Consider the following 25,527-nt stretch of genomic DNA (forward strand, 5'->3'; position numbering starts at 1 on the left):
GCGGTCGGGGCGGCGAACAAGACGTCGGCCTGTTCGAGACTGTGCGAGACACTGGCGGTACGACCGCCGAACGACCGAGCAGAACCGGCGCGCCGAGCATGACCAGGCCGCCGAGCAGGACCAACGAGCCGAGCAGGACCAACGAGCCGAGCAGGACCAACGAGCCGTGCAGGACCAACGAGCCGTGCAGGACCAACGAGCCGAGCAGGAGCCGCAGAGCCGGCGAAGCCCGGCGAGCCGAGGAGGGTACACATGCCGGAGACCGCACCGCCCGAGCCGACGGCACCGGCGGACCGGGCCGCCTTCATGGTCGAACTGCGGCGGCTCAAGGCCTGGTCCGGGCGCAGCTACCGGCAGTTGGAACGCCGCGCTCGCGCCGCCGGAGACACGTTGCCGTACTCGACCGCGGCGAGCATGCTCGGCCGCGACCGGCTGCCGCGCGAGGAGCTGCTCGTCGCGTTCGTCCGCGCCTGCGGCATCGACGACGTACGCCCGTGGGCAGCCGCCCGCGCCGCCCTAGACCAGGGTGCCCCACCCCGGACCGACCCCGACCGTGCACCCGTGTCGATGCAGCCCGCCGATCTCGGACCGGCGCCGGGGAGTGTCCGGACAATCGCCGACCACACCTCGATCGGAGCGGAGAGGGGGCGCGGTTACTCGATCGGTGCGGCGCAGCCGGGCACGCCGCCGTCACCGGGGTCGCGGTGGGTTCGGCCACCACAGCAACTGGTCGCGGCGGCGGTCCTGCTGGTGGCGCTCGCGGTCGCGCTGGCCGTCGGCGTCACGTACACCGTCGGCGGGCACACCGCGAACGTCACCCACACCGTCCTCGACCGCTGACGCGGCAGACAGCGTCTCCTCCGGGCTGGCCTGCACCACGAACGGGGCGACGCACCGGCCGGCGGCGTCTTTCTTGATCGTCACCCTCGACGGGGCCGACGGCAGCGTCTCCGGCTAGCGCAGCGCCGTCTCGCCGATCTTCGGCAGCCGGCGTCGAGGATCGGCGTCGCCCTGCGGGAGCCACGACCGAGGTTCGGCTATCGGGGGCGAAGGCCGGTGAGGGTGTGGTCGAGGATCTGTGGGATGTCGCCGACGTCGAGCTCGTCGGTGCCGAACAGGAGCCGGAAGTACACGACCGAGTAGATCATCTCGGTCATGGCGCGGGTGGGTATGTCGGAGCGCAGCTGGCCGGTGGAGATGGCGGCGGTCAGCCGTTTCTCGCACAGTCGGGTGCGGGGTTCGATGATGTTCTCGCGCAGCGCGGCGCCGATCGACGGGTCGCTCTGCGCGTCCGCGACGATGCCACGAAACACTGCCCCGATCGGGCCCTTGAGCAGGCGGACGACCTCGTTGAGCTGCTGGACGAGGTCGGCCGCGACGTCGCCGGTGTCGGGGAAGTCGATCGCTTCGCCGACGAAGTCGTTGATCGCCTCCAGGGCCAGCGCCGCCTTCGACGGCCACCACCGGTAGATCGTCTGCTTGCTGACCCCGGCCCGGGCGGCGATGGCTTCGATCGTGACCTGCGCGTACCCGCGGTCGCCGACCAGCTCGATGGTCGCGTCCAGGGTCGCGCGCCGGGAGCGTTCGTTGCGGCGTTCGGGATTGGGTGCGGGAGTCATGCCGACAGTCTAGCGGAACGAGACGTCTCGTGTTGACGTGCAGGAAGGGTTGACTTACGCTGTTCGACAGCAAACGAGACGTCCCGTTCCGTTGAGCCGGGCGCCTCCTGTCCTGGTTGCGACGACCGAGAACGGAAACGCCGATGAACCTTGTCCAGGCACCGATCGAGACCGGGACGCTGGAGGTCCCTGGCGCCAGCCTGTGCTACGAGGTACGGGGGACCGGGCCGCTGCTGCTGCTGATCATTCCCGGCGGGCCCACGGACCTGGGAGCGCCGTCCGGGGTGGCGGCGTGCCTCGCCGACCGTTACGCAGTCGTCACGTACCACCGGCGCGGCCCGTCTCGCGGCCTGCTCGCCGGGCCACCCGTCGACACCGAGGTGGCGTCGCTGAGCGACGACGCCCACCGGCTGCTGGCTGCGCTGGGAAGTGAGCCGTGCTACGTGGTGGGCAACAGCGGCGGCGCGCTCGCCGGTCTGCACCTGACGGCCCACCACCCCGAGCAGGTGCGCGAACTGCTCGTGCACGAACCCCCGCTGCCGGGACTGCTGCCCGACCGCGACCGCTGGCGCGCGGCGTTCCAGGACGTCCACGACACGCCGTGGATCGACGCAGCTGGCACGTTCCTCGCCGCCGACGCGACCGCCGCGGGTGGTCACGCCGAGCCTCCCCTGATGCCCCACCGGCCCGCCCTGGCCCGCGATGGCGGGTCCCGCACCCAAGGCAACCTGGACTACTTCCTGGCCCACCTGTTGCTGCCGGTACTGCGCTTCGCCGCGGACGTCGCCGCCCTACGTTCCGGCCGGGTCCGGATCACCGTCGGGGTCGGGGCCGCATCCGGAGAAGGCGTGCCGGCACGATCCGCCCGGATACTGGCCGAGCTGCTCGGCGTTCGGCCGATCGAGTTCCCCGGCGACCACCAGGGACTCGCATCCGAGCCGGCCGCCAGCGCCGAGATCATCCGCGCCGTCCTGGGCCGCACTTGACCCGAAGGTGGGCGCACCGAACGCTCACCGCCGCCCACGGGCGGCTCGATCGTCCATGGGTGCGACACAGAGCGTCCAGTCCGATTCGGTACCAGGCGCCGTTGATGAACACGTGCAGGTTCGCGCCACGGCACTGGAAGCCGCGACCGACGATGTCGATGCCGCCCGGTCGCACGATGCGGCGCGGTGATCCCGCCGCCACGCTGGTGTCGTCCTCGCGGTCGATTCCGCGCTTCTTCACCGATGGACCGCACATTCGTTGCCGCCGGGTCGCAGCACGGCCACCAGAGCTGGTGCGCAGGCCGGCCCGCCGGAAGACGTCGTGCACCCATGGGTCACGCCGATTCCGACCGACCGCTGCACCCCAGGTTGCCGAAGCGGGTCGGCAGGACCGGCCGAACCGCCCGGGTCGGTCAGTCCGTGGAATCGGTGTGCCAGGAGGGGAGCGGGCCGTAGGGGCGCGGTCCGTACGTTTCGCGCAGCCGGCGCCGGCCGGCTCGGTTCATCTCGATGGTGTGTCGGTCATCGGCCGACCCCAGGATGAGGCCGACCGATCCGAGTGGGTAGATGCGGCTGAGCCACAACACCCGCGCCACGGCGTCGATGAGTTCCTGGCGTGGCGGCTGGTCCGGGGAGTCGAGTTCGAGCCGTACCGTGAGTACGCTGCTGTCGGGCTTCTCCCGCCAGTTCGATCCCCCGTAGCTGATGCTCGCGCCGGACACGCCGGGAAGCGCGCGCAGTTCGTCCTGCACGCGGCGCCGGAGCCACTCGGCGCGCCGATCGATGGTCGTGCCGGCGCGGCGTCCGACGAGCAGCGCCAGCGCCCAGATGTAGATCAGGAGAGCGAAGCCACCCCCGACGACCCACCCGACGATGGCGATCGGGAACCGTACCGTCAGCCCGGCGAGGGCGATCAGCGCTGCGCCGACGGCAAGTTTCCAGGCCGGTTTGGGAAACGGTCGTCTCCACCAGCGGTCTGATTGCTGCAGCAGGGCCGAGTTTCCGACCGTGTGGTCGAACACGACGTCCAGCGGCCCGCGGCGACGGCGCTTCGGCGGGTCGGCCAGATCGGCCAGCAGGTCGCGTAGCGCCGAGGTGGTGATCGCCGCGGCCGCGGCGGCGAGGCGATCCTCGTACTCGGGCAGGGTGAGCCGGCCGCGGTCGAGCGCGGTGCCCAGCGCCCGGATCGTGGCCGCGCGGTCGGAGTCGGCGGGTCGCCGGTCGGCACCGGTCAGGTCCCGCAGCAACGCGGTGAGTTGGGGGCCGCTGACGGCGTGACGTAGCTTCGCCGCGCGCTCGGCCTGTTCGTGGGCGTCGAGCTGACCCGCCTGGTACGCGGCATCGAGGTCGCGGGCGGCCTCGTCGCGGCGGCGGTCCCCGACCCGGTCGTCGAGCGAGGCGACCAGCCGGGCGAGGTCGGATCGGCGCCGGGCCTGGCCGATCTCGGCGTCCAGGACGGGTACCTCGACCGGGTCGAGCCGGTGGTCGCGCACCGCCTCGTGCAGGGCCGTACGGGCCGCGTCGCGGTCCGCGGTGTCGGCCAGCAGATCGTCGGGCGCGTCCGGCCAGCCGGGCAGGCCGTCGAGGAGCCGCTTGAGCTGGGAGTACCTGACGACCGCGGGCAGTGTGGCGACGCGCTGCTCGTACTCGGCGCTCGACAGTCGCTCGTGCGCGGCGGCCTCGGCGAGTATCCGAACGGCCAGTTCGCGGTCGTCGGAGCGGATACGGGCGCGGTTGTCCCAGTCGCGCTCGCCCCGCCGGGTGGGCAGGTCGCTCGTCAGCGCCGCGAGCCGGGCCCGGGTGCCCGCGTCGTCCACGGCGCGCAGCCGTCGGTCGTACTCGGCCGCATCGAGCCGGCCCTCGGCCTCAGCGGTGTGCAGCAGGCGCCGTACCGCGCGCCGGTCATCGGCGGTGGCGCGCAGCTCGCCGTACCCCCCGTCCGACCACCCCAACATCATGGCGCGAGCATAGGAGCTCGCGACAAAATCGATCCCGAGCGCCGTGGCTGGCATCGATCTTGGCCGCCAGAGCAGGATCGATGCGCGGCGGCGGTTCCGGGTGTCGTGGACCGGTGAGCCGGTGACGCTCGACGAGCAGGCCGCCGTGGCCCGCGCCGGTCGCCCGAAGGGCACGTGCGGCCGACCAACGGATCGCGGTCGTCACCGCCGGTCGATCGGGCTCAGCCGGCGCCGCGGCGGGCCGCCGGGTCGGCCGGGGGCGCGGGATCGGCGCTGTCGGTGTGCCATCGGCGCAGCATCTCGGCCGTCGCCTCGTCGGCCGGCAGGAACGCCTCCAGCCGCAGCTCCGAGAGCGTCACGTCCACCGCGGTCGCGAACGAGGTCAGCGTGGTGATCAGCCGCAGCTCGCCGGCCGCGACCCGCAGCCGCAACGGCACCGCGAAGCCCAGGTACTCCGGCCCCGGCGACACGTCGGGCAGGTACCCGTCCAGCTCCGCGACGAACGCGGCCAGCGCCGGGTCCGGGCTGCGGCGCGACAGGTCGCGCAGCCCGCCGGTGATGTGCCGGCCCCAGTCCGCGAGGTTCGCCACCCGCGGGCCCATGCCGCGCGGATGCAGCGCGAGCCGCAACACGTTCACCGGCGGTACCAGCAGCGACTCGTCGGCGCCCTCGGTGAGTACGCCGAACGCGGCGTTCGCCGCGACCAGCTCACCGTAGGGCCGGACCACCACCGCCGGGTACGGCAGGTGGCCGTGCAGGATCGTGTCGAGCGCGTGCCGGACCGGCCCGAGTGCGGGAGCACCGAGGCCGGATTCGGGGTACACCGGGGCGAAGCCGGCGACGTGCAGCAGGGCATTGCGTTCCCGCAGCGACAGCCGCAGCGACTCGGCGAGCCGGACCACCATCGCCGGGCCCGGCCGGGATCTGCCCTGTTCCAGGAAGCTCAGGTGGCGCTGGGTGGTACCGGCGGCGGTCGCCAGCTCCAGCTGGCTGAGCCGGCGCCGGTGGCGCCACAGCCGAAGCTCCGCCGCGAACCGCCCGCCCGACAGCGTGCTCGTCATGGCTTCTTCATACCCGACGGTGGTGTGCACGCCATTCCTTCCGGGGAATCGCATCGCCGCCGGACCGGCCGCAGACTTCAGCGCATGCACAGCACAGACGCCACCACGTTGGCCGACCGGTACCTCGCGCAGTGGAACGAACCCGACCCCGCGGCCCGCGCCGCGATCATCACCGAACTCTGGGCCCCCGACGCCGTCCACGTCCTCGTCCACCCACCCCAGCAGATCCGGGACGCCGCCGCCGAGCTGGCGGTCCCGGCGCCGCCGCTGGTGGTACGCGGGCACGACGCGCTACGTCGCCGGGTGGACCGCGCGTACCAGATGTTCGTCGCGTCCGGCGAGCACGTGTTCGTGGTGGACGAGGTGTCCGTCCTGATGCCCGCCGTGTACGCGGTGCGCTGGTCGATGCGGTCGACCGCGAACGGCACGGTCGACGGTGGAGGCGCCGACGTCATCACCGTCGACGATGCGGGACGGATCCGCACCGACCACCAGTACGTCGGCTGACGCGAGCGGAGAACTCCGCCGGCCCGGCCGGGTCGCCATGCTCCGGCGGCATTGCCCCGGAAGCGTTGGTCGTCGCGGCCTGGGTCGGGTCGTAGACCAGGAGCGGCAGGATCGTGCCGCTGGCGGCCGTGCCGGCCATCGAGATGGTGCGCGCCAGCCAGTAGTAACCGAACCGGGGCGAGGTGCGCAGCAGACTCGGGTGGTTGGCTGCCGGCACCGGTATCACCGTCCATCGAGCGCGTCGACGACCCGTTCACCTGGACAGCAGGCTAGTGCAGGTCGTGTCGAGACACGCACATGAGCCCTTCATTCTGCGGTGTGTTCGTGGTCGTGGAGGACGTGGATGGCCTTGGCGAGGCGGGCTGCTCGTCGTGGCCACCTACTGCCGGGGAAGTCGTTGCTATGACGGCGATCGACCGTTGCCGGACCGGATGTCTGCCTCGGTGGCGGCGGCGCGGAGGCCGTCGATCGTGAAGCCCGCGAAACGGCGTACTGCTGCGTCGCGCGTGGAGGCGGGTGCGGCGGTGAGCCCGCGACCGGCGAGCAGGATGACCGCGAAGTCATCGAACACGAAGTCCGGACGTAACCGACCTGCAGCCTGCGCGCGACGGATGATGGTCGTGACGGTACGGCCCAGCTGTTCGCGGTGTGCCGCGAAGTCGACGACGTCGGGGTGCGCCGACATGAATGCGTCCGTGAAGCCCTGGTTGCGCGCGTTGAGGAGCAGGGTGCGCTCGACGACGAAGCAGAACCCGCGCCACGGGTCCGGGTCGGCGGCGCCGTCGTAGACGATCGAGCTGCACTCGGCGAGCTCGTGCTCGAACGCCTCGAGCACCAGGTCGTGCTTCGTCGGGAACCGGCGGTAGAGGGTCGCGGGTCCGACGCCGGCACGCCGGGCAACCTGTCGCATCGTCACCTCCAGTCCGGATTCGGCGAACAACTCCCGGGCCGCGGCGAGGACCCGGTCGCGGTTCTCCCTTGCGTCGACACGCAGCAGGTGAGTCATCTTTCCGCCGATCTCTCTCACCACAGGAAAGTGGACGCACACGTCCACTACGTTCGATCGTACTGGAGTCAACCGGATCGAACCAGCCAGGAGCGATGCATGCGAGCAGTCTCCATCCGTACCTTCGGCAGCCCGGCCGGCATGAAGATCGTCGAGGTCCCGGTCCCCAGCCCACGCGCAGGCGAGGTCGTCATCCAGACCGAGGCGATCGGGGTCGGCGGAGTCGACGCGGTCATCCGGCGCGGCACGCTGGGCGCGCTCGGCCCGTCCATGCCTCAGGATGGTCTGGTACCGGGAAGCGAGGTGGCTGGGACGATCACGGCCGTGGGGGAGGGCGTCGAGGCGTCGTGGCTCGACCGACGCGTTTGGGCGTTCACCGGCGTCTCCGGCGGCTACGCCGAGCACGTGGTCGCGCGGATCGAGAACGTCACGCCGCTTCCCACCGACCTGGCGGCCGTCGACGCGGTGACACTCGGCAGCGCGGCCCCGGTGGCGCACTTCGCCCTGCGGCAGGCGTACTTCACCAGGGGGAGGCCGTGCTGGTACGTGGTGCGGCCGGCAGCATCGGCATCGCGGCCGTGGAGATCGCCGCCCGAGCTGGCGCACGGGTAGTCGCGGTGACCACGTCGTCAGCCGAGCGGGGCGAGCGGCTGATGGAGTACGGCGCGACCCACGTGCTGGACCGTGCCGGGAACAGTCTGCGCGGTCACGAACCAGCCGGCTTCGATGTGATCGTCGACATCGTCGGCGGGCCAGCGCTGCCCGCGTTCCTCACGCGGCTGGTACCCAATGGCCGGCTGGTGTTGGTCGGCCTCGTCGCCGGCCCCCGCCGGCGGACTTCGGCTCGGTGCTGCTGAGCCGGTTCCAGCGGTCCGTGTCGGTCGCGACCTTCAGCCTGGACACGGTGCCGCGAGCTGACGTGGCCCGGGTACGCGCCGACCAGTTCGACGCCGCGGCGCGGGGCGACCTCAGCGCCGTCGTCCACGCCGTCCTGCCGCTCGAAGCCGCGGCAGACGCCCACCGGCGTATGGATGCCGGCGATGTCTTCGGGCGTGTCGTCCTGACACCGTGACCCACTGTCGCTGGCTCTCGGCCTGGTGCACAGCCGATCGCAGGACATCGTGCTGTTCGCCGCCGGGGCCATGACGTTCCTGGAGTTCTGTCCGTCGAGGTCGGCAGCGGTCGTCGTGGGTGACCTGACGTTGCTGGCCGGCGCCGCGATCAGCCCGGACCGGCTCCGGTACGTGGGTGTGGGCGGGCTTGATCGGTCGTCTTCCGTTGGGGCTCAGGCGGTTCCTCGACTTCTGCACCCAGGTCGGCATCCTCCGGGGCACCGGCGACGCCTGGCAGTTCCGGCACGGTGTGGCCGCGCCTCTGCCTCGTGATCCGTTCGGCTTTGGTGTTGACGCCTCCGGCCGTGCAGGCTTCGGAGCTGAGGATGCAGGCTGATGTCCCACACCAGCTGTGGTGGATGGATTCGTTCCCGGTACGTCGCCGGGTACCTCGGCGTCACGCGGAGCGGCTCAGTGTCCGCAGCGCCAGCCCGCCGCACAGCGCGGCGAGTGGCAGCTCGGCGCCGAGCGCCATGGCGACCGCGGTGGCGAAGTCGCCGCCCGGGGCCGCGGTCGTGGTGTCGAACCAGGCGTCCACCACCAGCAGCGTCGCGGTCGCGGCGGCCGGTAGCGCGTGCCGCCGGTCGCCCCGCGCGGCGAGCAGGCCGGTGGCGATCAGGCCGAGCGCCTCCAGCGCGTCGAGCCCGACCCAGGCGACCGGCCAGTGCGCCGCGGTCGCGGTGGCCGGCAGGTCGGTGGCCAACACGTACAGCCACGGCAGCAGGGCGAGCCCGCAGGCGACCAGCAGCCACCCGGCCCGCCGCATGCCCCACGGCGGGCGCGGCCCCTCCGCTCCTTCGCGCAGCGGGTTGACTTCGGCGCGGTCGAGGTCCTCGGCACCGACCACTTCCGCATCGCACCAGGCCAGTTCACGCATCGTCTTCCCCCGCTCGCCGCCGGCTCTCCCGTTCACGCGCTCCAGCCTCCGCCGCGCACCAGGGCGCCGTCAGTCACGCAGGGTTCCGACCCGGGGTGGAGACAAGTGCACCCCCGAGCCGGGCAGGAGCCTCATGGCACGGGGATGGCCTGCGGCTTTACCGTTTGACGCATGCAATTCGCGACGTGGCCGCAGCGGGTGCTGGCCGGGCCGTTCCGCGGGGCGGGACGCCGGACCGCGTTCGTCGCCGCCGGCCTGCCGCTCCACCTCGCCGTGGTGCCATTGTGGCTCTGGCTGGTCGGCACGCTGGCGGCGTTGGTGCCGGCCGCGACCCTGCGGCCGGCGCTGCTCCCACTGGCGGCGCTGCCCGTGCTGCTCGCGCTCGTGGTGACGCCTCTGCTGACCGCCGGGCAAAGGCGGCGCTACCGGGCGCTCGTCGGCAGGGACCTCCCGCGCCCTGCGGTACCCGGGCCGGGACGCGGCTGGAAGTCGGCGGTGCGCCGGCTGGCCACCCGGTCCTGGTGGCGGCAGGCCTGCTACCACGCCGTGGCGGGTCCGCTGCTCGCCGTCGTGGACCTTGCCGTCCTCGCCGTCTGGGCCGCCGCTCTCGCGGCGGCCTCCATCTACGTGTGGATCTGGGCGCTGCCCCCGCAGTGGCGGGTCAGTGACCTCGGATACACCGTGCAGGCCGCGTACCTCACCGCCGGCGGCCTCGCCCTGCTGTTCCTCGCGCCCCGGCTGACCGGCGCTCTGGTACGGCTGGAGAGCCGGGCGGCCGAGGTCCTGCTCGGCCCCAGCCGTACGGAGAAGCTGGCCCGCCGGGTTGCCGACCTCACCGCGAGCCGGGCCGGCGTGCTCGACGCCGCCGACGAGGAGCGGCGGCGGATCGAGCGCGACCTGCACGACGGCGCGCAGCAGCGCCTCGTCGCGCTCGCCGTCAACCTGGGACTGGCCAGGTCCACCCTCGGCGACCTACCGGCGGACGCCCGCACGGTGATCGACGAGGCGCACCGCGAGGCGAAGGAGGCGATCGCCGAGCTGAACAACCTGGTGCGCGGCCTGCACCCGGCCGTCCTCGAGGACCGCGGCCTCGACGCCGCGCTGTCCGGGGTCGCCGCCCGCCTCCCGATCCCGGTACGCGTGGCGGTGGACCTGCCGCAGCGCCCCTCACCCACCGTCGAGGCCGTCGCGTACTTCGTGGTCTCCGAGGCCCTGACGAACGTGGTCAAACACGCCCGGGCGACCCGGGCGGACGTGACCGTGGAGCGGCTCGGGGAGACACTGCTCGTGGTCGTCGCGGACGACGGCGCGGGCGGCGCGGATCTCGCAGCGGCCGGCGGCACCGGGCTCGCCGGGCTCGCCAGGCGCGTCGCGTCCGTCGACGGCACGTACTCCTGCAGCAGCCCCGCCGGGGGCCCGACCGTCATCACCGTGGAGCTGCCGTGCGCGCCGTGATCGCCGAGGATTCCCTCTTGCTGCGCATCGGCGTGGTCAAGGTGCTGGAGGCGGCCGGCTTCCAGGTGTGCGCGCAGGTCACCGACGCGGAAGGGCTGCTGGCGGCCGTCGAGGAGCACCGGCCCGACATCGCCGTGGTCGACGTGCGCATGCCGCCCGGCTTCACCGACGAGGGAGTACGCGCCGCGCTGGTGATCCGCCGCCAGTACCCGCGTACCGCCGTGCTCCTGCTGTCGCAGTACGTGGAGGAGCGGTACGCCGCCGATCTGCTCGCCGCCAACACCTCGGGCGTCGGCTACCTGCTCAAGCAACGGGTCGCCGACGTCGAGGAGTTCACCGAGGCGGTACGACGGGTGGCGGCCGGCGGCACCGCGCTCGACCCGCAGGTCGTCGCGCAGCTGCTGGTGCGCCGGCACAGCGACCCGCTCGACCGGCTGACACCGCGCGAGCGGGAGGTGCTGGAGCTGATGGCGGGCGGCCGGTCCAATTCCGGCATCGCGGCCGAACTGGTGGTGAGCGAGAGCGCGGTCGCCAAGCACATCAACAGCATCTTCACCAAGCTCGACCTGCCCAGGGCCGACGCCGACCACCGCCGCGTCCTGGCGGTACTGCGCTTCCTCGGCGTCGCGACCGCATAGCGCTGCTGTGGGCCTGGGGCACCTGGACCTGAACGCGACTCGTTGTCACCGACCGCCAGGGGTTCTCGTGAGACGGGCGGGCGGCGGCTCAGCGACGCCAGGCAATGCATAAACGATTCATATAAATCTGCTATGCTTCAGGCGTGAGTCGTCGAGACACCGGGCACCGGGCTTCCGATGCCATCGGGTCGGCCCTCTACGAGCTGGCCACCAGCGCCGTGCGGCGGCTCCCTCGCGACATGAGCCTGGCATCCGCCGCCACCTTGGCCACCCTGGACAAGACCGGCCCGCGACGGATCACCGATCTGGCGGTGGCCGAGGGCGTCACCCAGCCCGCGATGACCGTCCTGGTCCGGGTGCTGGAGGAGTCCGGGCTGGTCGAGCGGAAGGGCGACCCGTCCGACAAGCGGGTCACGCTGGTGTGCCTGACCGAGGCCGGCGCGTCCTACGTCCGGACACGGCACCAGGCGGGCGTCCACGCGTACGCGCGGTTGATCGACGAACTCACCGGCGACGAGGTCGAGGCTCTCGCCGCAGCGCTTCCGGCGCTGCTGCGGCTGGCGGAGTGGGAAAGCCGCGGCCGAGAAGAGCCGGTCCGGTGACCGCGGACCGCGGCGCTGGCCGGCATCACCGCGACGGCGATCACGACGGTGGCCGGCCCCGCTGCCCCTCGCTGACGCTCACCACCCGCGACCCAGTCCGAGCACAGCCCCAGCCGGTGCGCCCGGCCGGGGCTGGTCGTGTCGAACCGGAAGCCGAGCACCGAATCCGTCCGACGTCGACGCCGTTGCCGCCGGCTCGCTGCCACAGCGCGCCGACATGGATCCGAGCATCACCACCGAACACAGGAGGCACCGTGGCCAAGGGTTACTGGGTCAGCGTCTACCGCACCATCGCGGACCCCGAGAAGCTGGCTGCCTACAACAAGCTGGCTGGTCCAGCCGTCCGGGCCGCGGGCGGGCGGACCATCGTCCGCGGCGGCCGGGTCGTCGGCCACGACGCCGGGATCGCCGAGCGCACCGTCCTGGTCGAGTTCGACAGTTTCGAACAGGCGGTCGCCGCGCGTGCGAGTGCGGCCTACCAGGAGGCGCTGGACGCACTCGCCGACGGCGTCGAGCGCGACTTCCGCATCGTCGAAGGCCTCGACTGACGAGTGCGGCGCTCGAACAGCGACACCAGGTCGTGAACGTGGCGGCCGATCGTTCGCTGTGCCTGCAAGGAGCGCCGTCGGTGCCGCGCCGAGCGTAGCCGTGGACCAGGACCGGTCGTCGATGATGTCGGCGACCGGTGCGAGCGAGTCGGCAACGCTTGGACCGCCGTCCACGGGAGGTCGCCGAGGTCAGTCCGGTGCGGCCGTCTCGGGCCGGGGAGCGACGGCCGCCGGCTCGGCGCGCGGGGCGGGCACGGCGGCGGATCGACGATGGCGCCATGGTAGGAGGAACGCGCTGGCCAGGCACAGCGTCCCGGCGATCGCGAGCGCCGGGCGAACGCCCAGCAGGTCGGCGATCACGCCGCCGGCGAGCATGAACAGCGCCTGCACCACCCGCGAGCTGATCGACCAGCTGGTGACGACGCGGGACATGAACGCATCGTCGGTCGCGTCCATCCGATAGGTCGAGAACGACGGGTTGAACACCCCGGCGGCGAACAGCAGGCCGAAGTCGATGGCGACGATCGCGCCGACGCCGAGCGCGCCGGCGGGTGTCAGCGGCAGCAGGAGTAGCCAGGGTGCGCGGCCGGCTCCGGACAGCAGCAGGGTCCGGCGCGGTCCCAGGCGTCGGGTCAGCGCGGGCGTGAGGTGTGAACCGAGCACCCCGCCCAGGCACGGCAGGCCGAGTGCCAGGCCGTACTGCCACGGTGCCAGGCCCAGGTTGCGCAGCATGAGCACGGCCATCAGGGGCGATGCCATCATGACCGGGCCGCCGAACAGCAGGGAGTTGACGAACAGCACCCGCAGGCCGCGCCGGGCGAGCAGGTGGCGCCATCCGGCGGTGACGTCGCGCCACAGGTGCGGCGGGTCGGTACGGGCGGGTGGGGTGGGCTCCGGCCGGCGGATGCGGTGGATCCCGGCCACCGAGCCGAGGAAGGACATCGCGTCCACCGCCATCGTCGCCGTCGTGCCCAGCACGCCGATCAGCAGTCCGCCCAGCGGTGGGCCCGCACTGGAGCTGACCCAGTTCGTCGTTTCGAAGGCGCTGTTGGCTCGGATCCGGCCGGCCGGCTCGACGAGCGCCTTGAGATGCGCGCCGCTCGCCGCGTTGAACGCCACCGAGGCCGCTGTCTGCACGACGCCGACGACGCACAACTGCGGGTAGGTCAGTACCCCCAGGGCCGCGGCGGCGGGCACGCTCGCCAGCACCGCGAAGCGCAGCACGTCCGCGGACATCATCACCGGGCGCTTGCGCCGGTACTCGATCCGCACGCCCAGCGGTAGCGCGATCGCCGCGCTGGCGACCGCCGACAACCCCGCCAGCAGCGACACCTGGAACGTCGAGGCGTGCAGGGCCAGCAGCGCGATCAGCGGCAGCGCCCCCGAGCCGACCGCGCTCCCCGCGGCGCTGACCGTGTAACCGGCCCACAGCCTGCGGAAGTCCTCACCGAGCCCGTGTTGGCGACGCAACGGCCCTCCGCTCGTCCGAAGCAGCGATCGTAGCGCTGCGATCCCGGGCGGCAATGAGCTGTGGCAGCGGCCCGCCGGTCCGCCTCCGCTTGAGCGTCGATCGGTCTTGTGAAGGGCTCGCGTGAGGTCAGGTGACCGCGTGTACCTCCGGATAGCGACGGTCCGGCTCGGGCGGCGGACCACCGCGCAGGACGGCGGTGACGAACGCAGTGACGTAGGCGGACACCACGACCAGCGCGCGATCGCCGTCGATGGGGCCGAGCTGGGTCAGCCCGTGCAGTGCCCGGGGAATGTAGTACGCGCCGTAGTCGGTGAAGTTGAAGTGCTCGGCACCGGCGATCTCGTACCGGAAGCTCGGCCCGCTGCTCGCCGCCCGCAGCGACGTACTGGCGGCGAGGATCTCCCGGTGGGCGGCGTCGGCCGGGTGACAGGTGCCGGCGAGGCAGTCGCCGGGGGTACCGAGCAGCATCATCGGCGCCGTCAGCCCCGTGGTGACCACCTGCCCGTGCGGGGTGCCGTCCAGGTCGGCGGCCCCGGCGCAGCGCGGGTCGTCGTGGCAGGCCTGCAGCGATGCCGCTCCGCCGAAGGAGTGCCCGAGGTAGGCGACGTGGGTGGCGTCGACGTGGCCGGACAGCGGACCGCCGACAGCGGCCATCCGCCGGGCGACGAAGCGGGCGTCGGCGGCCCACACCGGTACCAGGCGGTCGCCGGCGGCCTGGCTGAAGTTCCGCGGGTTGCCGCGGGTGGTGGCGTCGACGGCGTGCCCGTGCAGGACGGTGCGGTTGGCGCTGTAGGTGGGGGTGACGCCGGCGACGACGTAGCCGTGGCTGGCGAGATTCTCGGCCAGGGTGCTGAACTGCGGTGCGCCGAGCCCCATCCCGGGTTCCAGCAGTACCAGGGGGAACCGGCCGGCGGACACCGGCGCGCCCTCGATCGAGTGGGTGCGTACCGCGTCGAGTCGGTTGGCGAGGATGCCGAACTGCAGCATGCCGGCCCAGTGCCCCGGCGCGTACGGTGCGGGTGCGCCGGTGGTGCCGGCGGGCGCCGGATACCAGACCCAGACCGACAGCTCGCGGTGCTGGCCGGGATCGGGTGCGAGCGGGTCGATGCGGTGGCCGTCGGTCCAGTCGTAGGCGGTGCGCCCCACCTGGTACGGGCCCGTCGGCGCCGGCAGGGTGCGTGGCAACACGTGCCGTACCCCGAGGTAGGTCACCGTGCCGGCGAGCGCGAGCAGGACCACCAGCGGCAGGCCGAGCAGCGCCTGGCTGATGCGGTGGCGGCGGCGCCGGATCGCCTGCGTCAGCGCGGTGAGCGACCCGAAGAGCAGTGCGACCACGATGATCAGGCGTACCAGCCTGCCCCATCCGGTGACCGGATAGTCGAACAGGGCACCGATGCCGGCGCGCAGCCCCACCGCGACCGGCACGCCGGCGAGCATCGCGTAGCCGGCGCAGACCAGCGCGGGGCGGCGCCCGGCGCGGCCCGGTGGTCTCGGGGTGGCGGGCGGCGCGGGTGTCCTGGTCGGGCGGAGATGCAGCACCCGAAGGTAGCCGCCGAGCGGCAGGACGGCCGTCAGCAGGCAGGCGGTACCCACCGCGGTGCGGGTCGCCGCTGCCGCCGCCGGCTGCGCACCGAGCCCGTCGCCGAGCGCCTCGGCCAGCGTGAGCCCGGCCGCGAAGGTGCCGCAGACCAGCGCCGCGGTGGCCAGGCGGTGCCGGCGGAGCCCGTGCCGCCCGCCGACCGCCACCCGGCGCAGCCAGCCGACGGCGCCGGCCGCTGCCCTGCCGGGTCGCCCGAAGCGGGCGAGCAGGTCGGCCAGCGAGGCGAGTACGCCGTCGGTCCAGTCGGGTGCCTGCGCTGCGCCGTCGTCGGCGCCGGCAACCCGGGAGGCGTGCCGCACCGTGCCGGCGACCAGCGCGGTGCCGACGGTCAGCACGGCCAGTGCCACGATCAGCGCTCGCCCGGTCGCGTTCCACGGGGCCCGATCGGTGCGCAGGGCCACCGCGATCCAGTCGACGGCCACGGTCGCGCCGACCAGCCCGACCAGGACCCGACCGGCGCGCAGCAGGTCGCCCGCCGGCGGGATCCGTTGCCCGGTGCGGTCGACGATGCGTACCAGCATCGCCACGGCCAGCGCCGGCACCAGGAACTGGGTGCAGGAGACGACCGTGTCGTACGGGTCGTGGTGCCAGGCGCTGGGTGCGCGCACCGCGTGGAGCTGCGTCGTGGTCCAGGCGAACGCGGTGAACAGCGCCGCGATCGCGATCCCGGCCCAGGACGCCCGGCGCACCGCGGCCGGCAGTTCGTTCCCGCTCATCGACACCTCCGTCGAACTAGTACGCGACACGATAGTACGCGACGCGTAGTGTTTTCGGTGGCACGGCATCGGAGGTACCGGATCAAGGCCCGGCCGGCGGCGCTGCCGGGCTGTTCGAGAGGCGTTCACTGGGGTCGCCGGGACGCTGTCGCGTTCCTCGCCCGGTCCGGACTCGGTCGCGGCCGGATCGAGCGGGGAGGCGGGATTGTCGGTGCTCGGACCTAGGATGCGCGGCATGACGCGATTTGTGGACGAGGACCTGCACGGTGCGGAGTTTCGCGAGTGCGACCTGACCGGGGCGCGACTGGTTGGCGTCGTCATGCAGGATGCCCTGATCGACGGGCTCGTCAGCAACCTCGTGGTGAACGGTGTCGAGGTCACGGAGTACGTCGAGGCAGAGCTCGACCGGCGTCATCCGGTGCGGGTGCTGATCCGCTCCGAGGATCCGGCCGAGCTGCACGAGGCGGCGCGCCAGCTCGATGCCGACTGGGCCGCCACGATCGCGCGGATCCGCCGCACGCCCGGGGTCGAGCGCCGCAGCGTGAACGACGAGTGGTCGGCGGCGCAGACGATGCGGCATCTGGTCTTCGTCCACGACTCGTGGTTCCGCCGCTGCTGCCTGGGCTCCACGGCGCCGTTCACGCCGATGGGCCTCGGGCCGAACGTCGAGCCCTATCGTGGAGCGCACGGGCTCGACCTCTCGCTCGACCCGGCCCTGGATGAGATCGTCAGCGTGCGTCAGGCACAGGCCGCCGAACTCGAGGCGTGGCTGGCCGGGGTCACGGCTGAGCAGCTCGCCGCCCCAGCTCCGGTGCCGGCCGACGATGTCTGGCCGCCGTACGCGCGGGGCCGCTCGGTGCGCCAGTGTCTCGGCACGGTGCTCACCGAGACCTTCGAGCACCACGGTTTCTGCGTCCGCGATCTCGACCTGATCGAGGCGCAGGACGCCGAGTAGGGGGCGGCCGGCCCGGCGTCCGACGGTGGGCATGGCCGGAGGTCTCGAGGGGAGGCGGGTGCCGGTCACCCGCTCACTCGGCCGGACCTCTGCGACATCCGCCGCACCGGGCGGCCCGTGAGGGGCGGCCCGGTGCGGTTCTCGCGGCTTTTCCGCAGGGGGTCCGAGGTCCGAGTCCTGCCGGCGCCGGAACCCGCCGTCCATCCGCTGACGGCCGCGGGAAGTTCCCGGCACGGGCGGCCGCGGGCAGTTCACGGCACGGTGTATCCGGCGGCGCGGAACAGTTCGTACCACTCGGCGCGGGTGAGTGGCAGTTCCGAGCCGAGGGCCGCGGCGGCCACCCGCTCGGGCGTGGTGGTGCCGAGCACGACCTGCATCTGCGCCGGGTGGCGGGTGATCCACGCGACGGCGATCGCCTCGGCCGGCACCTGGTACTTCCCGGCGAGGCGGTCGACCACCGCGTTCAGCTCGGGATAGCGGTCCGAACCGAGGAACGGACCGTCGAAGAAGCCGGCCTGGAACGGCGACCACGCCTGGACCGTGATGTCGTTCAGCCGGCAGTAGTCGACGATCCCGTCGTCGCGGGCGATCGACTGGTCCAGGCCCTGCATGTTCGCCGCGACGCCCTGGGCGATCATCGGCGCGTGCGTGATCGACAGTTGCAGCTGGTTCGCCACGATCGGCTGCGTGACGTGCGTGCGCAGCAGGTCGATCTGGCGCGGCGTGTGGTTCGAGACGCCGAACGCGCGCACCTTGCCGGCCGCCGACAGCTCGTCGAAGGCCCGGGCGACCTCCGCCGGCTCGACCAGCGCGTCGGGCCGGTGCAGCAGCAGGATGTCCAGGTAGTCGGTGCCGAGCGCCGCCAGCGAGCCGTTGACCGACTCGACGATGTGCTCGTAGGAGAAGTCGAAGTAAGGCCCTGCTGGCACGATGCCGGCCTTCGACTGGATCACGAACCGTTCGCGTTCGGACGGGGTCAGCTTCAGCGCCTCGGCGAAGCGGCGCTCGCAGCCGTGCAGGCTGGATCCGTACACGTCGGCGTGGTCGAGGAAGGTGATCCCGGCGTCCCGCGCCGTACTCACCAGCGTCCGTACCTCCTCGTCCGTCTTGTCCTGGATGCGCATGAGCCCGAGGACGACGTTCGGCGCCACGATGTCGGTGCCGGGCAGGGTGAAGGTCTTCACAGGTCTCCTCGAAGGTCAGGCGGACAGGCGCGCGACCTGGTCGGCCGTGAGCACGAGGTCGGCGGCGCCCGCGGAGTCACGGATGCTCTCGGGGCGGGAGGCGCCGGGGATCGGGATCACGACCGGCGCGAGGGCCAGCTGCCATGCCAGGGTGACCCGGTGGACGCTCGCGCCGACCTCGTCCGCGACCTCCTGGAAGACGCCGTGGCGAGCGGCGAGGTCCTTGGCGTTCTTGATGCCGCCGAGCGGGCTCCACGGCAGGAACGCGATACCGAGTTCGGCGCAGTGTTCGAGCTCGCCCTGGCTGGAGCGGAACGCGGGCGAGAACTGGTTCTGCACCGACGCCAGCCGGCCGCCGAGGACCTCGCGGGCCTCGTCGATCTGCCCGACATCGGCGTTGGAGATGCCGGCCATCCGGATCACGCCCTCGTCGAGCAGGTCGCGGATCGCGCCCACCGAGTCGGCGTACGGCACCGAGGGGTCCGGGCGGTGGAACTGGTACAGGCCGATCGCGTCGACGCCGAGGCGGCGGGCGGACTCCTTGGCCGCGCGCTTGAGGTACTCGGGGTCACCGTTGCGGGTCCACGTGCCGTCGCCGGGGCGCAGGTGGCCGCCCTTGGTCGCGACGAGTACGCCGTCGGCGCCGGAGCCGTAGCCACGCAGCGCGCGAGCGATGAGCTCCTCGTTGTGCCCGACCTCGTTCGCGTCGCGGTGGTACGCGTCGGCGGTGTCGACGAGGGTGACCCCCGCGTCGATCGCGGCGTGGATGGTCGCGATCGAACGTTCTTCGTCGGGGCGTCCCTCGATCGACATGGGCATGCCGCCGAGTCCGATCGCCGAGACGGGATGACCGCCGATGGTGCGCTGGTGCATGTGCTTCGTCCTCCGTCCGCGGGCGCCAACCGACGCCGCGCGTTCACTCTAGGAATCGGTGATCCGGAAGTCCAACAAGGGCTGGTTATCGGATTCAGAAGTGGCGGAGGTGAATCACCCAGCGCCGTCCGGCCCGATGCGCACGCCGCCGCCCAGCGCGGGACACCGCCGCCCCGGCGCGGGACCTCGTCGCCGAGGCAGGCAGAGTCGGGGAGAGCTGCCGGCAGCGCCGCTCTCCCCGCGACCACCACACGTCTCCCGAAAGCCGAGGCCATGACGATCGACCTGACCGCGCTCCGAGCCCACTTCCCGTCCCTGGACACCGGCCTCGCCTTCTTCGACGGACCGGGCGGTACCCAGACCCCGCGTGCCGTCGCCGATGCCATCGCCGCGACGCTGACCGGCCCGCTGTCCAACCGCGGGACGGTCAGCCCGTCCGAACGCAACGCCGGGCGAGCCGTGGCCGACTTCCGGGCCGCGTACGCCGACCTGCTGAACGTGCCCGCGCGCGGCATCGTCCACGGGCGCAGCGCCACCCAGCTCACCTACGACTTCTCCCGGCATCTGGCCAAGGACTGGGCCGCCGGCGACGAGATCGTCGTCAGCCGCCTGGATCACGACAGCAACGTCCGGCCCTGGATCCAGGCGGCGGAACGGGTCGGGGTGGCCGTGCGCTGGATCGAGATCGACGGCGCGACGATGGATCTCGACCTCGGTTCGTTCGAGCGGGCGCTGTCACCGCGTACCCGGCTGGTCGCGCTCACCGCCGCCTCGAACGTGCTGGGGACCAAACCGCCGGTACGCCGGATCGCCGACCGGGCGCACGAGGTCGGCGCCCTGGTGTACGTGGACGGCGTCCACTACGCCGCGCACGAGCTGGTGGACGTGCCGGCCCTCGGCGCGGACCTGTTCGTGTGCTCGCCGTACAAGTTCCTGGGGCCGCACTGCGGGGTGCTCGCCGGAACACCCGAGCTGCTCGAGTCGCTGCGCCCGGACAAGCTCCTGCCGTCCTCCGACGCGGTACCGGAGCGCTTCGAGTTCGGCACGCTGCCGTACGAGATCCTGGCGGGTGCCACCGCGGCCGTGGACTTCCTCGCCACGCTCGACCCCGGTACCGGGGTCACCCGCCGGGAGCGGCTCGCGCATTCGCTGGCCGCCCTGCACGAGCACGAGCACTCGCTGCGTACCCGGATGGAGGAGGGGCTGCGGGCGCTCGGCGACGCCGTCACGCTGTACTCGACGGCGGCGGACCGGACCCCGACGCTGCTGCTGGGTTTCGAGGGCCGCGACGCGCGCGCCGCCCAGCTGCACCTGGCGGCACGTGACGTGCTGGCCCCCGCCGGGTCGTTCTACGCGTACGAGCCCTTCGCCGCGTTGCCGTTGCCGAACCCGGCCCTGCGAGCGGGTCTGGCCCCGTACAGCACCTCCGACGACGTGGACAGGTTGCTCGACGGGCTGGCGTCGTTTCGCTGAGACACTCGTTCCGTGCCGGTTCGGCCGGTCGGCCCGGCACGGTTCCGGCGGCGTCCGTACCGTGTGGTCGGCCTGCCGTCGGTCCGGTTTCAGGGTCGCGGAATGCGCCGGATGCCGGGGGACCGCTCCGCGCGAAGGAGCAGCACGGATGCGTTGCAGGAACGCACGAAGTGCATGGTGAGGCCGTGGGTGGCAGGGCGGCCGACGCCGTCGTGCGGTGCGACGAGCAGGTCGCAGGGCAGTTGCCGGAGCGCCGTGCCCAGCCGCGACGGTTGTCGGTGCAGCACCGTCGCATCCGACGTTTCGGGTACCGGGGCAGGTGTGGTGACCAGTACGGTCAGCTGGCAGGAGAGACGCTTCGCGAGCGTCGCGGCGACCCGTACCGCGGTGCGTCCGGGCGCCGAGCCGTCGAAGATCGTCAGGATGACGCGGAAGGCGCGCGGCGCGCCATGATCGAGGCGGGCGATCAGCAGGTCGCACGGCGCGTGGTGGATGATGGTGGCCACGTTCCCCGGCCACGGATGCGGGTGGTCGTGCCAGCCGAGCGCGATCACCCCGGCGTGCTGGCGGCTCGCTTCCCGGACGAGTGCGACACCGGCCGGGTCCGAGGTCAGGATCGGGTACGCCTCGACCGTCCTGCCTTCCGGCACGGCCGTCAGCGCCGGCCCCAGTCGATCCTGCCAGCCGTCGAGGACGAGGTGGCGTGGACTGCCCCACGCGCCGACGAGATCGGCTTCCCGGGTCACCGTCACGAATCGCAGCGGCTCGCCCGCCGGTGTCAGCAGCGCCGCCTGTCGCGCGGCTTCGGTACTGGACGGGCTGCCATCGACGGCGCACATGACGCTCGGGCAGAGGTCGTCGGGCTGGCGGGTCACGGGCTGGCCACCGTTCGCCGGCCGGGGCCGCAGGGTACTCAAGCGCGGGCTGGCCTCGGTGTCCAGCGGTCGCCGCGCGCCGATCAACGAGAGGTCGATCTGCAGGGCGAGTATCGCCTCGTAGGCCAGGACCGCGGTGAAGGAGGCCAGGAAGTAGCCGAACCATCCGTTCAGCAGGGCTGCCGGTGCCCACCCGGCCGCGATCGCCACCGGCACCGACAGCAGGTGCATGGCCGCGAACGCGCGGCGCTCGGGTTCCACCGCGTGCAGCGCGCCCCGGGGACCGAACGTGGTGGCCACGATCAGCACCACGGACAGCAACGCACCGCCGATGTAGGCGAACACGTCGAGCGGGCCAGGATGACCGAGGCTCCCGATCGCCACCGCACCGGTGCCCCAGATGACAAGCGTGAACCCGTAAGCGTTCGCCTGTTGGGTGAGCGCGAACCGCAAGACGCGCAGATATCGATTCACCGGTGAACCAGTCCCCCCGCCCAGTGTACGGAGGGGTGGACGCCCGCACCGGGAATGCGGCCCGCAACCCGCCTCGGCAGCGATGCGGCCCGGCGCGGGGGTTCGGCGGTGCGCCTGCCGGGTGACACCACGGTACGGGCGATCCCGGATGCTCCCCGCGCCGGGCCGATCGTCACGGGCGGATCGCCGAGGCCAGCGCGGCGACCGCGTCGTCGAGCCGGTCCTCGGGATGCGTCCGTAGCCGAGGACGAGCCCGTGGAACGACGTGGCGGCCAAGGCGAACCGGCTCAGCGGGGCCACGCTGACGCCCGCGTCGAGCGCCCGTTCCGCGACGGCCGCGCCGTTCGCGCCGGGCGGCAGCCGCAGCAGCGCGTGCACGCCCGCGGCGATGCCCTCGATCCGGCAGCCCGGCAGGCGCTCGTCGACGGCCTCGGCGAGCCGGCGCCGGCGCCGCTGGTACGTCTTGCGGGCGCGACGGACATGCCGGTCGTAGTGCCCGTGCTCGATCATCAGGGCCAGCGCCTCCTGGTCGACCGCCGGCGGGCAGACGTCCATCAGGTGCCGGATCCGGCGCGCCTCCGGCAGGTACCGTTCCGGCAGGACCATCCACGCCAGGCGGAGCGCCGGCGCGAGCGTCTTGGACGTGGTGCCCAGGTAGGCCACGGACGAGGGGTCCAGGCCGTGCAGGGCCCGCACCGGCTGCCGGTCGTAACGGAACTCGGCGTCGTAGTCGTCCTCGACCAGCAGCCCGCCGGTGCGCCGGGCCCAACCGACCAGCTGCCGCCGACGTTCGCCGGAGAGCACGACCCCGGTCGGGAACTGGTGCGCGGGCGTGAGGATGACCGCATCGACGTCGAGCCGGTCGGTCCGCAGGCCCGACGCGTCGACCGGTGTCGGCGACACGGCGAGTCCGTGCTCCCGGATCCGGTCGGCCTGGCTGGTCAGCGACGGGTCCTCGACCGCGATGCACCGCCCGCCCGCGCTGGCGAGGACGCGCATCAGCAGGTCGACGGCCTGCGCGGTGCCGTGCGTGACGAGGATGTGCTCCGGATCCGCGGCCACGCCACGGGTGCGCCCCAGGTGGTCGGCCAGGGTCCGGCGCAGGTGCTCGGTTCCCCGCACGTCGCCGTAGCCGTACCCGGCGGCCGGCAGCGACCGGGCGGCCATCGACAGGTACGCCGCCCAGCGCTGCGCCGGGAAGTGCGCGACATCGGGGGTGGTGGCCGTGAAGTCGAACCGGACCGGCGCGGTGCCGCTCCGCTCGGCCGGTCGCCGCGGTGCGCCGTCGGACCGGTCGGTGGCGGCGACGACGGGCGCGGCCTTGGTGCGGCTGACCAGGTATCCCTGCGCGGTGAGCTGCTCGTACGCCTCGGTGACCACGCCGCGGGAGACCCCGAAGTGGGCGGCCAGCGTCCGCGACGACGGCAGCCGCACGCCGGGCCGCAGCGAGCCGGCCCGGATGGCGTCGTGGACGACGCGCTGCACCGCGTCGGCGAGCCTCTCGCCGGGCCGTCGCGCCAGCACCAGCCATCTGGCCTCGTCATACTCCATCGATCTGGACCTTAACGTGGGCCAGATCGGCGGCCACACTGGCAACGTGATCACAGATCGTATTCGCGTGCGGCGCGCGGCCGACCGCGGCCGGTACACGCGGGCCGACGTCGAGCAGGTGCTGGATGCGTCGCTGGTCGCGCACGTCGCGTTCGTCGACTCGGGGCAGCCCTGGTGCATACCGTTCCTGCACGCCCGCGTCGGCGATGTCGTCTACCTGCACGGCTCTACCGGGAGCCGCGCCATGCGGGTGCTCGCCGCGGGTGCGGAGGCGTGCCTGACGGTGACGGTTCTCGACGGGCTGGTGCTGGCGCGGTCGGTGTTCGAACACTCTGCCAACTACCGCTCCGCAGTACTTTTCGGGCGATTCGCGCCCGTGTCGCCGGACCGGCGGGCGGTCGCGCTGCGTGCCTTCACCGAGCGGCTGGTACCCGGACGATGGGACGAGGTGCGCGGACCGTCGGAGAAGGAACTGGCGAAGACGAGCATCCTGGCGATGGCGTGGGACGAGGCGTCGGTCAAGGTACGTACCGGCCCGCCCAGCGACGGCCGGAGCCCCGACGCGACCGACGACGCGTGGGCGGGGGTCCTGCCGTTCGCCACCGGATTCGGGCCACCCCAACCGGCACCGGAACTGCCGGTGGGCCTGCCCCTGCCGCGCAGCGTCCGGGCCGTCTACGGCCCGGATCCCGACGCGGCGAAGGAGGGCCGGCAGAACCGCCGATGACCGGCCCGGACGATGTCTCGCTGCCGGCGGCGGCCGTGCCGCTCAGGTCCATCCGTGCTGACCCTTCGCCTGGCTCGCTGCCGCGCAGCACGCCCGCTCGTCACCCGGCCGCGCACCGCAACGGCGGCGCACGGCCGAACTCGGCTTCACGTGACCGGAAACGAAAGGACGGCCATGACGGCGACCGGATACCTGGACGAGGCGTACGACCGGCTGCACCGCACCGGACCGGAGTTCGGCGGCGACCGGGACGGCAACAACGGCCTGGCGAACCACGGCCCGATGGCGGCGGAGGTACTCGTCCGGCGCGGCCACGGTGCGCAGCTGGAACCGTGGCTGGACCGCTACCTGACCCGGCTGATCGAGCTGCCCGACGCCCGCGAGGAGATCACCCGGCGAAACCTGCCGCGAGCGATCGGCGGCGGGCGCGGGCGGCTGGGGGACTGGACCGCCTACTTCGGCCGGCAGATCGCGGAACGTCCGTGGGCCGAGGTCCTGCGGGAATGGTGGCCGACGCTGCTGCCCGGCATCACCGCCGGCGCGACACACGGCGCGATCCGGGTCGGTCACGCCGTCCGCGCGCTCGGCGAGGACAGCAGCGCGATCGCCCAGCAGGAACTGGCACACGGCCTGGCCTTCTGGGCCGCCCGAGCGAACCCGATCCCGGCGGCGACCGGGCCGCGCGGCACGCTGGACCCGGCCGAAGCCCTGGCGGGCATCCCGCACCTGGCCGACCAGTCCGGGCTCATCGCCCAGCGGCTCGGCCGGCTGGCCACGCTGCACGGCTGGCCCGAGGCGCAGGCCGCCCTGCGGCCGGCCGCCGACCCCGACGACGTGCCGCGCCTGCTCGACGACCTGGTGCACGCCGCCACGGTGCGCTACCTGCGGCGCGCGCACGGCAGCCCGATCCTGCTCGTCCACACCGCCACCGCCCCGAACGCCGTCAAGAACACGCTGCCGGCGCTGCCCAGGGAGCTGTGGGCGCCGAGCCTGACCGCGGTGTGGTCGGCGGTCGCGGCGGTCGTCGCGGGCTACGAGCCCGCGGATCCGGCGCCGCGCGCCGAGCTGCCCGAGCCCCCGCGGGCCGACGACCCCGTCGCCGACCTGATCGACCGTGCCGTCGACAACGGCGACGAGCACGTCATCAAGTTCACCGACACCGCGGTGGACGTCTACGAACGGACCGGCGACCCGGACGCGCTGGCCGCGGCGCTGCGCGCCCGGGAGCTGATCAGGCCGGAAGTCTAGCGCGGCGTCGC

The 25,527-nt window shown here is 72.9% G+C and carries 24 protein-coding genes; 14 read left to right on the top strand and 10 right to left on the bottom strand.

Annotation, left to right across the window (positions count from 1 at the left end; translation table 11 throughout):
* The first annotated feature begins 252 nt into the window (after window positions 1-252).
* Window positions 253-840 (top strand): hypothetical protein, encoded by a 588-nt coding sequence (locus Athai_RS07005; protein ID WP_203960728.1) that lies wholly within the window; start codon window positions 253-255, stop codon window positions 838-840.
* A gap of 197 nt (window positions 841-1,037) precedes the next feature.
* Here Athai_RS07005 and Athai_RS07010 read toward each other — a convergent pair whose 3' ends face one another.
* Entirely contained in the window at window positions 1,038-1,619 is a 582-nt protein-coding gene (locus tag Athai_RS07010; RefSeq protein WP_203960729.1) for a TetR/AcrR family transcriptional regulator, read from the bottom strand.
* Between the two features lie 143 nt (window positions 1,620-1,762).
* On the opposite strand from Athai_RS07010, the gene Athai_RS07015 reads away from it, so the two are divergent.
* On the top strand, window positions 1,763-2,605 hold the full coding sequence (locus Athai_RS07015; RefSeq protein WP_203960730.1) for an alpha/beta fold hydrolase: 843 nt from the start codon (window positions 1,763-1,765) through the stop codon (window positions 2,603-2,605).
* A 413-nt stretch (window positions 2,606-3,018) separates the two neighbouring features.
* Here Athai_RS07015 and Athai_RS33970 read toward each other — a convergent pair whose 3' ends face one another.
* Together Athai_RS33970 and Athai_RS07035 are read right to left on the bottom strand one after the other, a co-directional pair.
* Complete coding sequence (locus Athai_RS33970; protein ID WP_239156762.1) at window positions 3,019-4,563, bottom strand: DUF1707 SHOCT-like domain-containing protein; 1,545 nt, start codon at window positions 4,561-4,563, stop codon at window positions 3,019-3,021.
* 221 nt (window positions 4,564-4,784) lie between these two features.
* The gene (locus Athai_RS07035; protein WP_203960731.1) at window positions 4,785-5,624 is read right to left on the bottom strand and encodes a helix-turn-helix domain-containing protein; all 840 of its coding nucleotides are present in this window, start codon (window positions 5,622-5,624) and stop codon (window positions 4,785-4,787) included.
* Window positions 5,625-5,708: 84 nt separating this feature from the next.
* Here Athai_RS07035 and Athai_RS07040 point away from each other — a divergent pair, with 84 nt between their 5' ends.
* A complete protein-coding gene (locus Athai_RS07040; protein WP_203960732.1) occupies window positions 5,709-6,131 on the top strand; it encodes a nuclear transport factor 2-like protein in 423 nt (140 codons plus the stop codon).
* A 400-nt stretch (window positions 6,132-6,531) separates the two neighbouring features.
* Here the strand turns inward: Athai_RS07040 and Athai_RS07045 are convergent, their stop codons facing one another.
* Window positions 6,532-7,185 (bottom strand): TetR/AcrR family transcriptional regulator, encoded by a 654-nt coding sequence (locus Athai_RS07045; RefSeq protein WP_239156763.1) that lies wholly within the window; start codon window positions 7,183-7,185, stop codon window positions 6,532-6,534.
* Between the two features lie 51 nt (window positions 7,186-7,236).
* On the opposite strand from Athai_RS07045, the gene Athai_RS07050 reads away from it, so the two are divergent.
* Genes Athai_RS07050 through Athai_RS07060 form a run of 3 tightly spaced genes read left to right on the top strand, consistent with a single transcriptional unit; the run spans window position 7,237 to window position 8,209 of the window.
* The gene (locus tag Athai_RS07050; protein ID WP_203960733.1) at window positions 7,237-7,749 is read left to right on the top strand and encodes an alcohol dehydrogenase catalytic domain-containing protein; all 513 of its coding nucleotides are present in this window, start codon (window positions 7,237-7,239) and stop codon (window positions 7,747-7,749) included.
* A 5-nt stretch (window positions 7,750-7,754) separates the two neighbouring features.
* Entirely contained in the window at window positions 7,755-7,994 is a 240-nt protein-coding gene (locus Athai_RS07055) for a zinc-binding dehydrogenase (RefSeq protein ID WP_239156764.1), read from the top strand.
* A gap of 17 nt (window positions 7,995-8,011) precedes the next feature.
* Window positions 8,012-8,209: a zinc-binding dehydrogenase gene (locus Athai_RS07060; RefSeq protein ID WP_239156765.1), complete on the top strand. Its 198-nt coding sequence runs from the start codon at window positions 8,012-8,014 to the stop codon at window positions 8,207-8,209.
* Between the two features lie 437 nt (window positions 8,210-8,646).
* Here Athai_RS07060 and Athai_RS07065 read toward each other — a convergent pair whose 3' ends face one another.
* On the bottom strand, window positions 8,647-9,162 hold the full coding sequence (locus Athai_RS07065; RefSeq protein WP_203960736.1) for a hypothetical protein: 516 nt from the start codon (window positions 9,160-9,162) through the stop codon (window positions 8,647-8,649).
* A gap of 135 nt (window positions 9,163-9,297) precedes the next feature.
* On the opposite strand from Athai_RS07065, the gene Athai_RS07070 reads away from it, so the two are divergent.
* From Athai_RS07070 to Athai_RS07085, 4 genes are all read left to right on the top strand, one after another.
* Window positions 9,298-10,581, top strand: a complete 1,284-nt coding sequence (locus Athai_RS07070) for a sensor histidine kinase (protein WP_203960737.1) — start codon at window positions 9,298-9,300, stop codon at window positions 10,579-10,581.
* Window positions 10,569-11,219 carry a response regulator transcription factor gene (locus tag Athai_RS07075; protein ID WP_203960738.1) on the top strand — a complete coding sequence of 217 codons (651 nt, stop codon included), beginning with the start codon at window positions 10,569-10,571 and terminating at the stop codon, window positions 11,217-11,219. The genes Athai_RS07070 and Athai_RS07075 overlap by 13 nt, the downstream gene beginning before the upstream one ends.
* Before the next feature lie 143 nt (window positions 11,220-11,362).
* Entirely contained in the window at window positions 11,363-11,821 is a 459-nt protein-coding gene (locus Athai_RS07080; RefSeq protein WP_239156766.1) for a MarR family winged helix-turn-helix transcriptional regulator, read from the top strand.
* Between the two features lie 254 nt (window positions 11,822-12,075).
* Complete coding sequence (locus Athai_RS07085) at window positions 12,076-12,369, top strand: DUF1330 domain-containing protein (protein WP_203960739.1); 294 nt, start codon at window positions 12,076-12,078, stop codon at window positions 12,367-12,369.
* A gap of 189 nt (window positions 12,370-12,558) precedes the next feature.
* On the opposite strand, the gene Athai_RS07090 is transcribed toward Athai_RS07085, so the two are convergent.
* Together Athai_RS07090 and Athai_RS07095 are read right to left on the bottom strand one after the other, a co-directional pair.
* Window positions 12,559-13,839: an MFS transporter gene (locus Athai_RS07090; protein WP_203960740.1), complete on the bottom strand. Its 1,281-nt coding sequence runs from the start codon at window positions 13,837-13,839 to the stop codon at window positions 12,559-12,561.
* Window positions 13,840-13,966: 127 nt separating this feature from the next.
* Window positions 13,967-16,156 (bottom strand): alpha/beta hydrolase family protein, encoded by a 2,190-nt coding sequence (locus Athai_RS07095; protein WP_203960741.1) that lies wholly within the window; start codon window positions 16,154-16,156, stop codon window positions 13,967-13,969.
* 235 nt (window positions 16,157-16,391) lie between these two features.
* On the opposite strand from Athai_RS07095, the gene Athai_RS07100 reads away from it, so the two are divergent.
* Window positions 16,392-17,111: a DinB family protein gene (locus Athai_RS07100; RefSeq protein WP_203960742.1), complete on the top strand. Its 720-nt coding sequence runs from the start codon at window positions 16,392-16,394 to the stop codon at window positions 17,109-17,111.
* Window positions 17,112-17,362: 251 nt separating this feature from the next.
* Here Athai_RS07100 and Athai_RS07105 read toward each other — a convergent pair whose 3' ends face one another.
* Both Athai_RS07105 and Athai_RS07110 read right to left on the bottom strand, forming a co-directional pair.
* Window positions 17,363-18,295, bottom strand: a complete 933-nt coding sequence (locus Athai_RS07105) for an aldo/keto reductase (RefSeq protein ID WP_203960743.1) — start codon at window positions 18,293-18,295, stop codon at window positions 17,363-17,365.
* Window positions 18,296-18,310: 15 nt separating this feature from the next.
* Window positions 18,311-19,168, bottom strand: coding sequence for an aldo/keto reductase (locus tag Athai_RS07110; RefSeq protein WP_203960744.1), 858 nt, complete (start codon window positions 19,166-19,168; stop codon window positions 18,311-18,313).
* 273 nt (window positions 19,169-19,441) lie between these two features.
* Here Athai_RS07110 and Athai_RS07115 point away from each other — a divergent pair, with 273 nt between their 5' ends.
* On the top strand, window positions 19,442-20,641 hold the full coding sequence (locus Athai_RS07115; RefSeq protein ID WP_203960745.1) for a cysteine desulfurase-like protein: 1,200 nt from the start codon (window positions 19,442-19,444) through the stop codon (window positions 20,639-20,641).
* A gap of 89 nt (window positions 20,642-20,730) precedes the next feature.
* On the opposite strand, the gene pdxR is transcribed toward Athai_RS07115, so the two are convergent.
* Entirely contained in the window at window positions 20,731-23,541 is a 2,811-nt protein-coding gene (gene pdxR / locus Athai_RS07120) for a MocR-like pyridoxine biosynthesis transcription factor PdxR (RefSeq protein ID WP_239156767.1), read from the bottom strand.
* Window positions 23,542-23,557: 16 nt separating this feature from the next.
* Between pdxR and Athai_RS07125 the strand changes: the two genes are divergently transcribed.
* Together Athai_RS07125 and Athai_RS07130 are read left to right on the top strand one after the other, a co-directional pair.
* Window positions 23,558-24,268, top strand: coding sequence for a pyridoxamine 5'-phosphate oxidase family protein (locus Athai_RS07125; protein WP_239156768.1), 711 nt, complete (start codon window positions 23,558-23,560; stop codon window positions 24,266-24,268).
* Between the two features lie 174 nt (window positions 24,269-24,442).
* The gene (locus tag Athai_RS07130; RefSeq protein WP_203960748.1) at window positions 24,443-25,516 is read left to right on the top strand and encodes a questin oxidase family protein; all 1,074 of its coding nucleotides are present in this window, start codon (window positions 24,443-24,445) and stop codon (window positions 25,514-25,516) included.
* Window positions 25,517-25,527: the final 11 nt, after the last annotated feature.

This window comes from Actinocatenispora thailandica, from assembly GCF_016865425.1.
Classification (GTDB): domain Bacteria; phylum Actinomycetota; class Actinomycetes; order Mycobacteriales; family Micromonosporaceae; genus Actinocatenispora; species Actinocatenispora thailandica.

Coding starts and splice junctions, on each gene's coding strand:
- Athai_RS07005 (WP_203960728.1), top strand. CDS start 253: ATGCCGGAGACCGCACCGCCCGAGCCGACGGCACCGGCGGACCGGGCC.
- Athai_RS07010 (WP_203960729.1), bottom strand. CDS start 1,619: ATGACTCCCGCACCCAATCCCGAACGCCGCAACGAACGCTCCCGGCGC.
- Athai_RS07015 (WP_203960730.1), top strand. CDS start 1,763: ATGAACCTTGTCCAGGCACCGATCGAGACCGGGACGCTGGAGGTCCCT.
- Athai_RS33970 (WP_239156762.1), bottom strand. CDS start 4,563: ATGATGTTGGGGTGGTCGGACGGGGGGTACGGCGAGCTGCGCGCCACC.
- Athai_RS07035 (WP_203960731.1), bottom strand. CDS start 5,624: ATGACGAGCACGCTGTCGGGCGGGCGGTTCGCGGCGGAGCTTCGGCTG.
- Athai_RS07040 (WP_203960732.1), top strand. CDS start 5,709: ATGCACAGCACAGACGCCACCACGTTGGCCGACCGGTACCTCGCGCAG.
- Athai_RS07050 (WP_203960733.1), top strand. CDS start 7,237: ATGCGAGCAGTCTCCATCCGTACCTTCGGCAGCCCGGCCGGCATGAAG.
- Athai_RS07070 (WP_203960737.1), top strand. CDS start 9,298: ATGCAATTCGCGACGTGGCCGCAGCGGGTGCTGGCCGGGCCGTTCCGC.
- Athai_RS07095 (WP_203960741.1), bottom strand. CDS start 16,156: ATGAGCGGGAACGAACTGCCGGCCGCGGTGCGCCGGGCGTCCTGGGCC.
- Athai_RS07100 (WP_203960742.1), top strand. CDS start 16,392: ATGACGCGATTTGTGGACGAGGACCTGCACGGTGCGGAGTTTCGCGAG.
- Athai_RS07110 (WP_203960744.1), bottom strand. CDS start 19,168: ATGCACCAGCGCACCATCGGCGGTCATCCCGTCTCGGCGATCGGACTC.
- Athai_RS07115 (WP_203960745.1), top strand. CDS start 19,442: ATGACGATCGACCTGACCGCGCTCCGAGCCCACTTCCCGTCCCTGGAC.
- pdxR (WP_239156767.1), bottom strand. CDS start 23,541: ATGGAGTATGACGAGGCCAGATGGCTGGTGCTGGCGCGACGGCCCGGC.
- Athai_RS07130 (WP_203960748.1), top strand. CDS start 24,443: ATGACGGCGACCGGATACCTGGACGAGGCGTACGACCGGCTGCACCGC.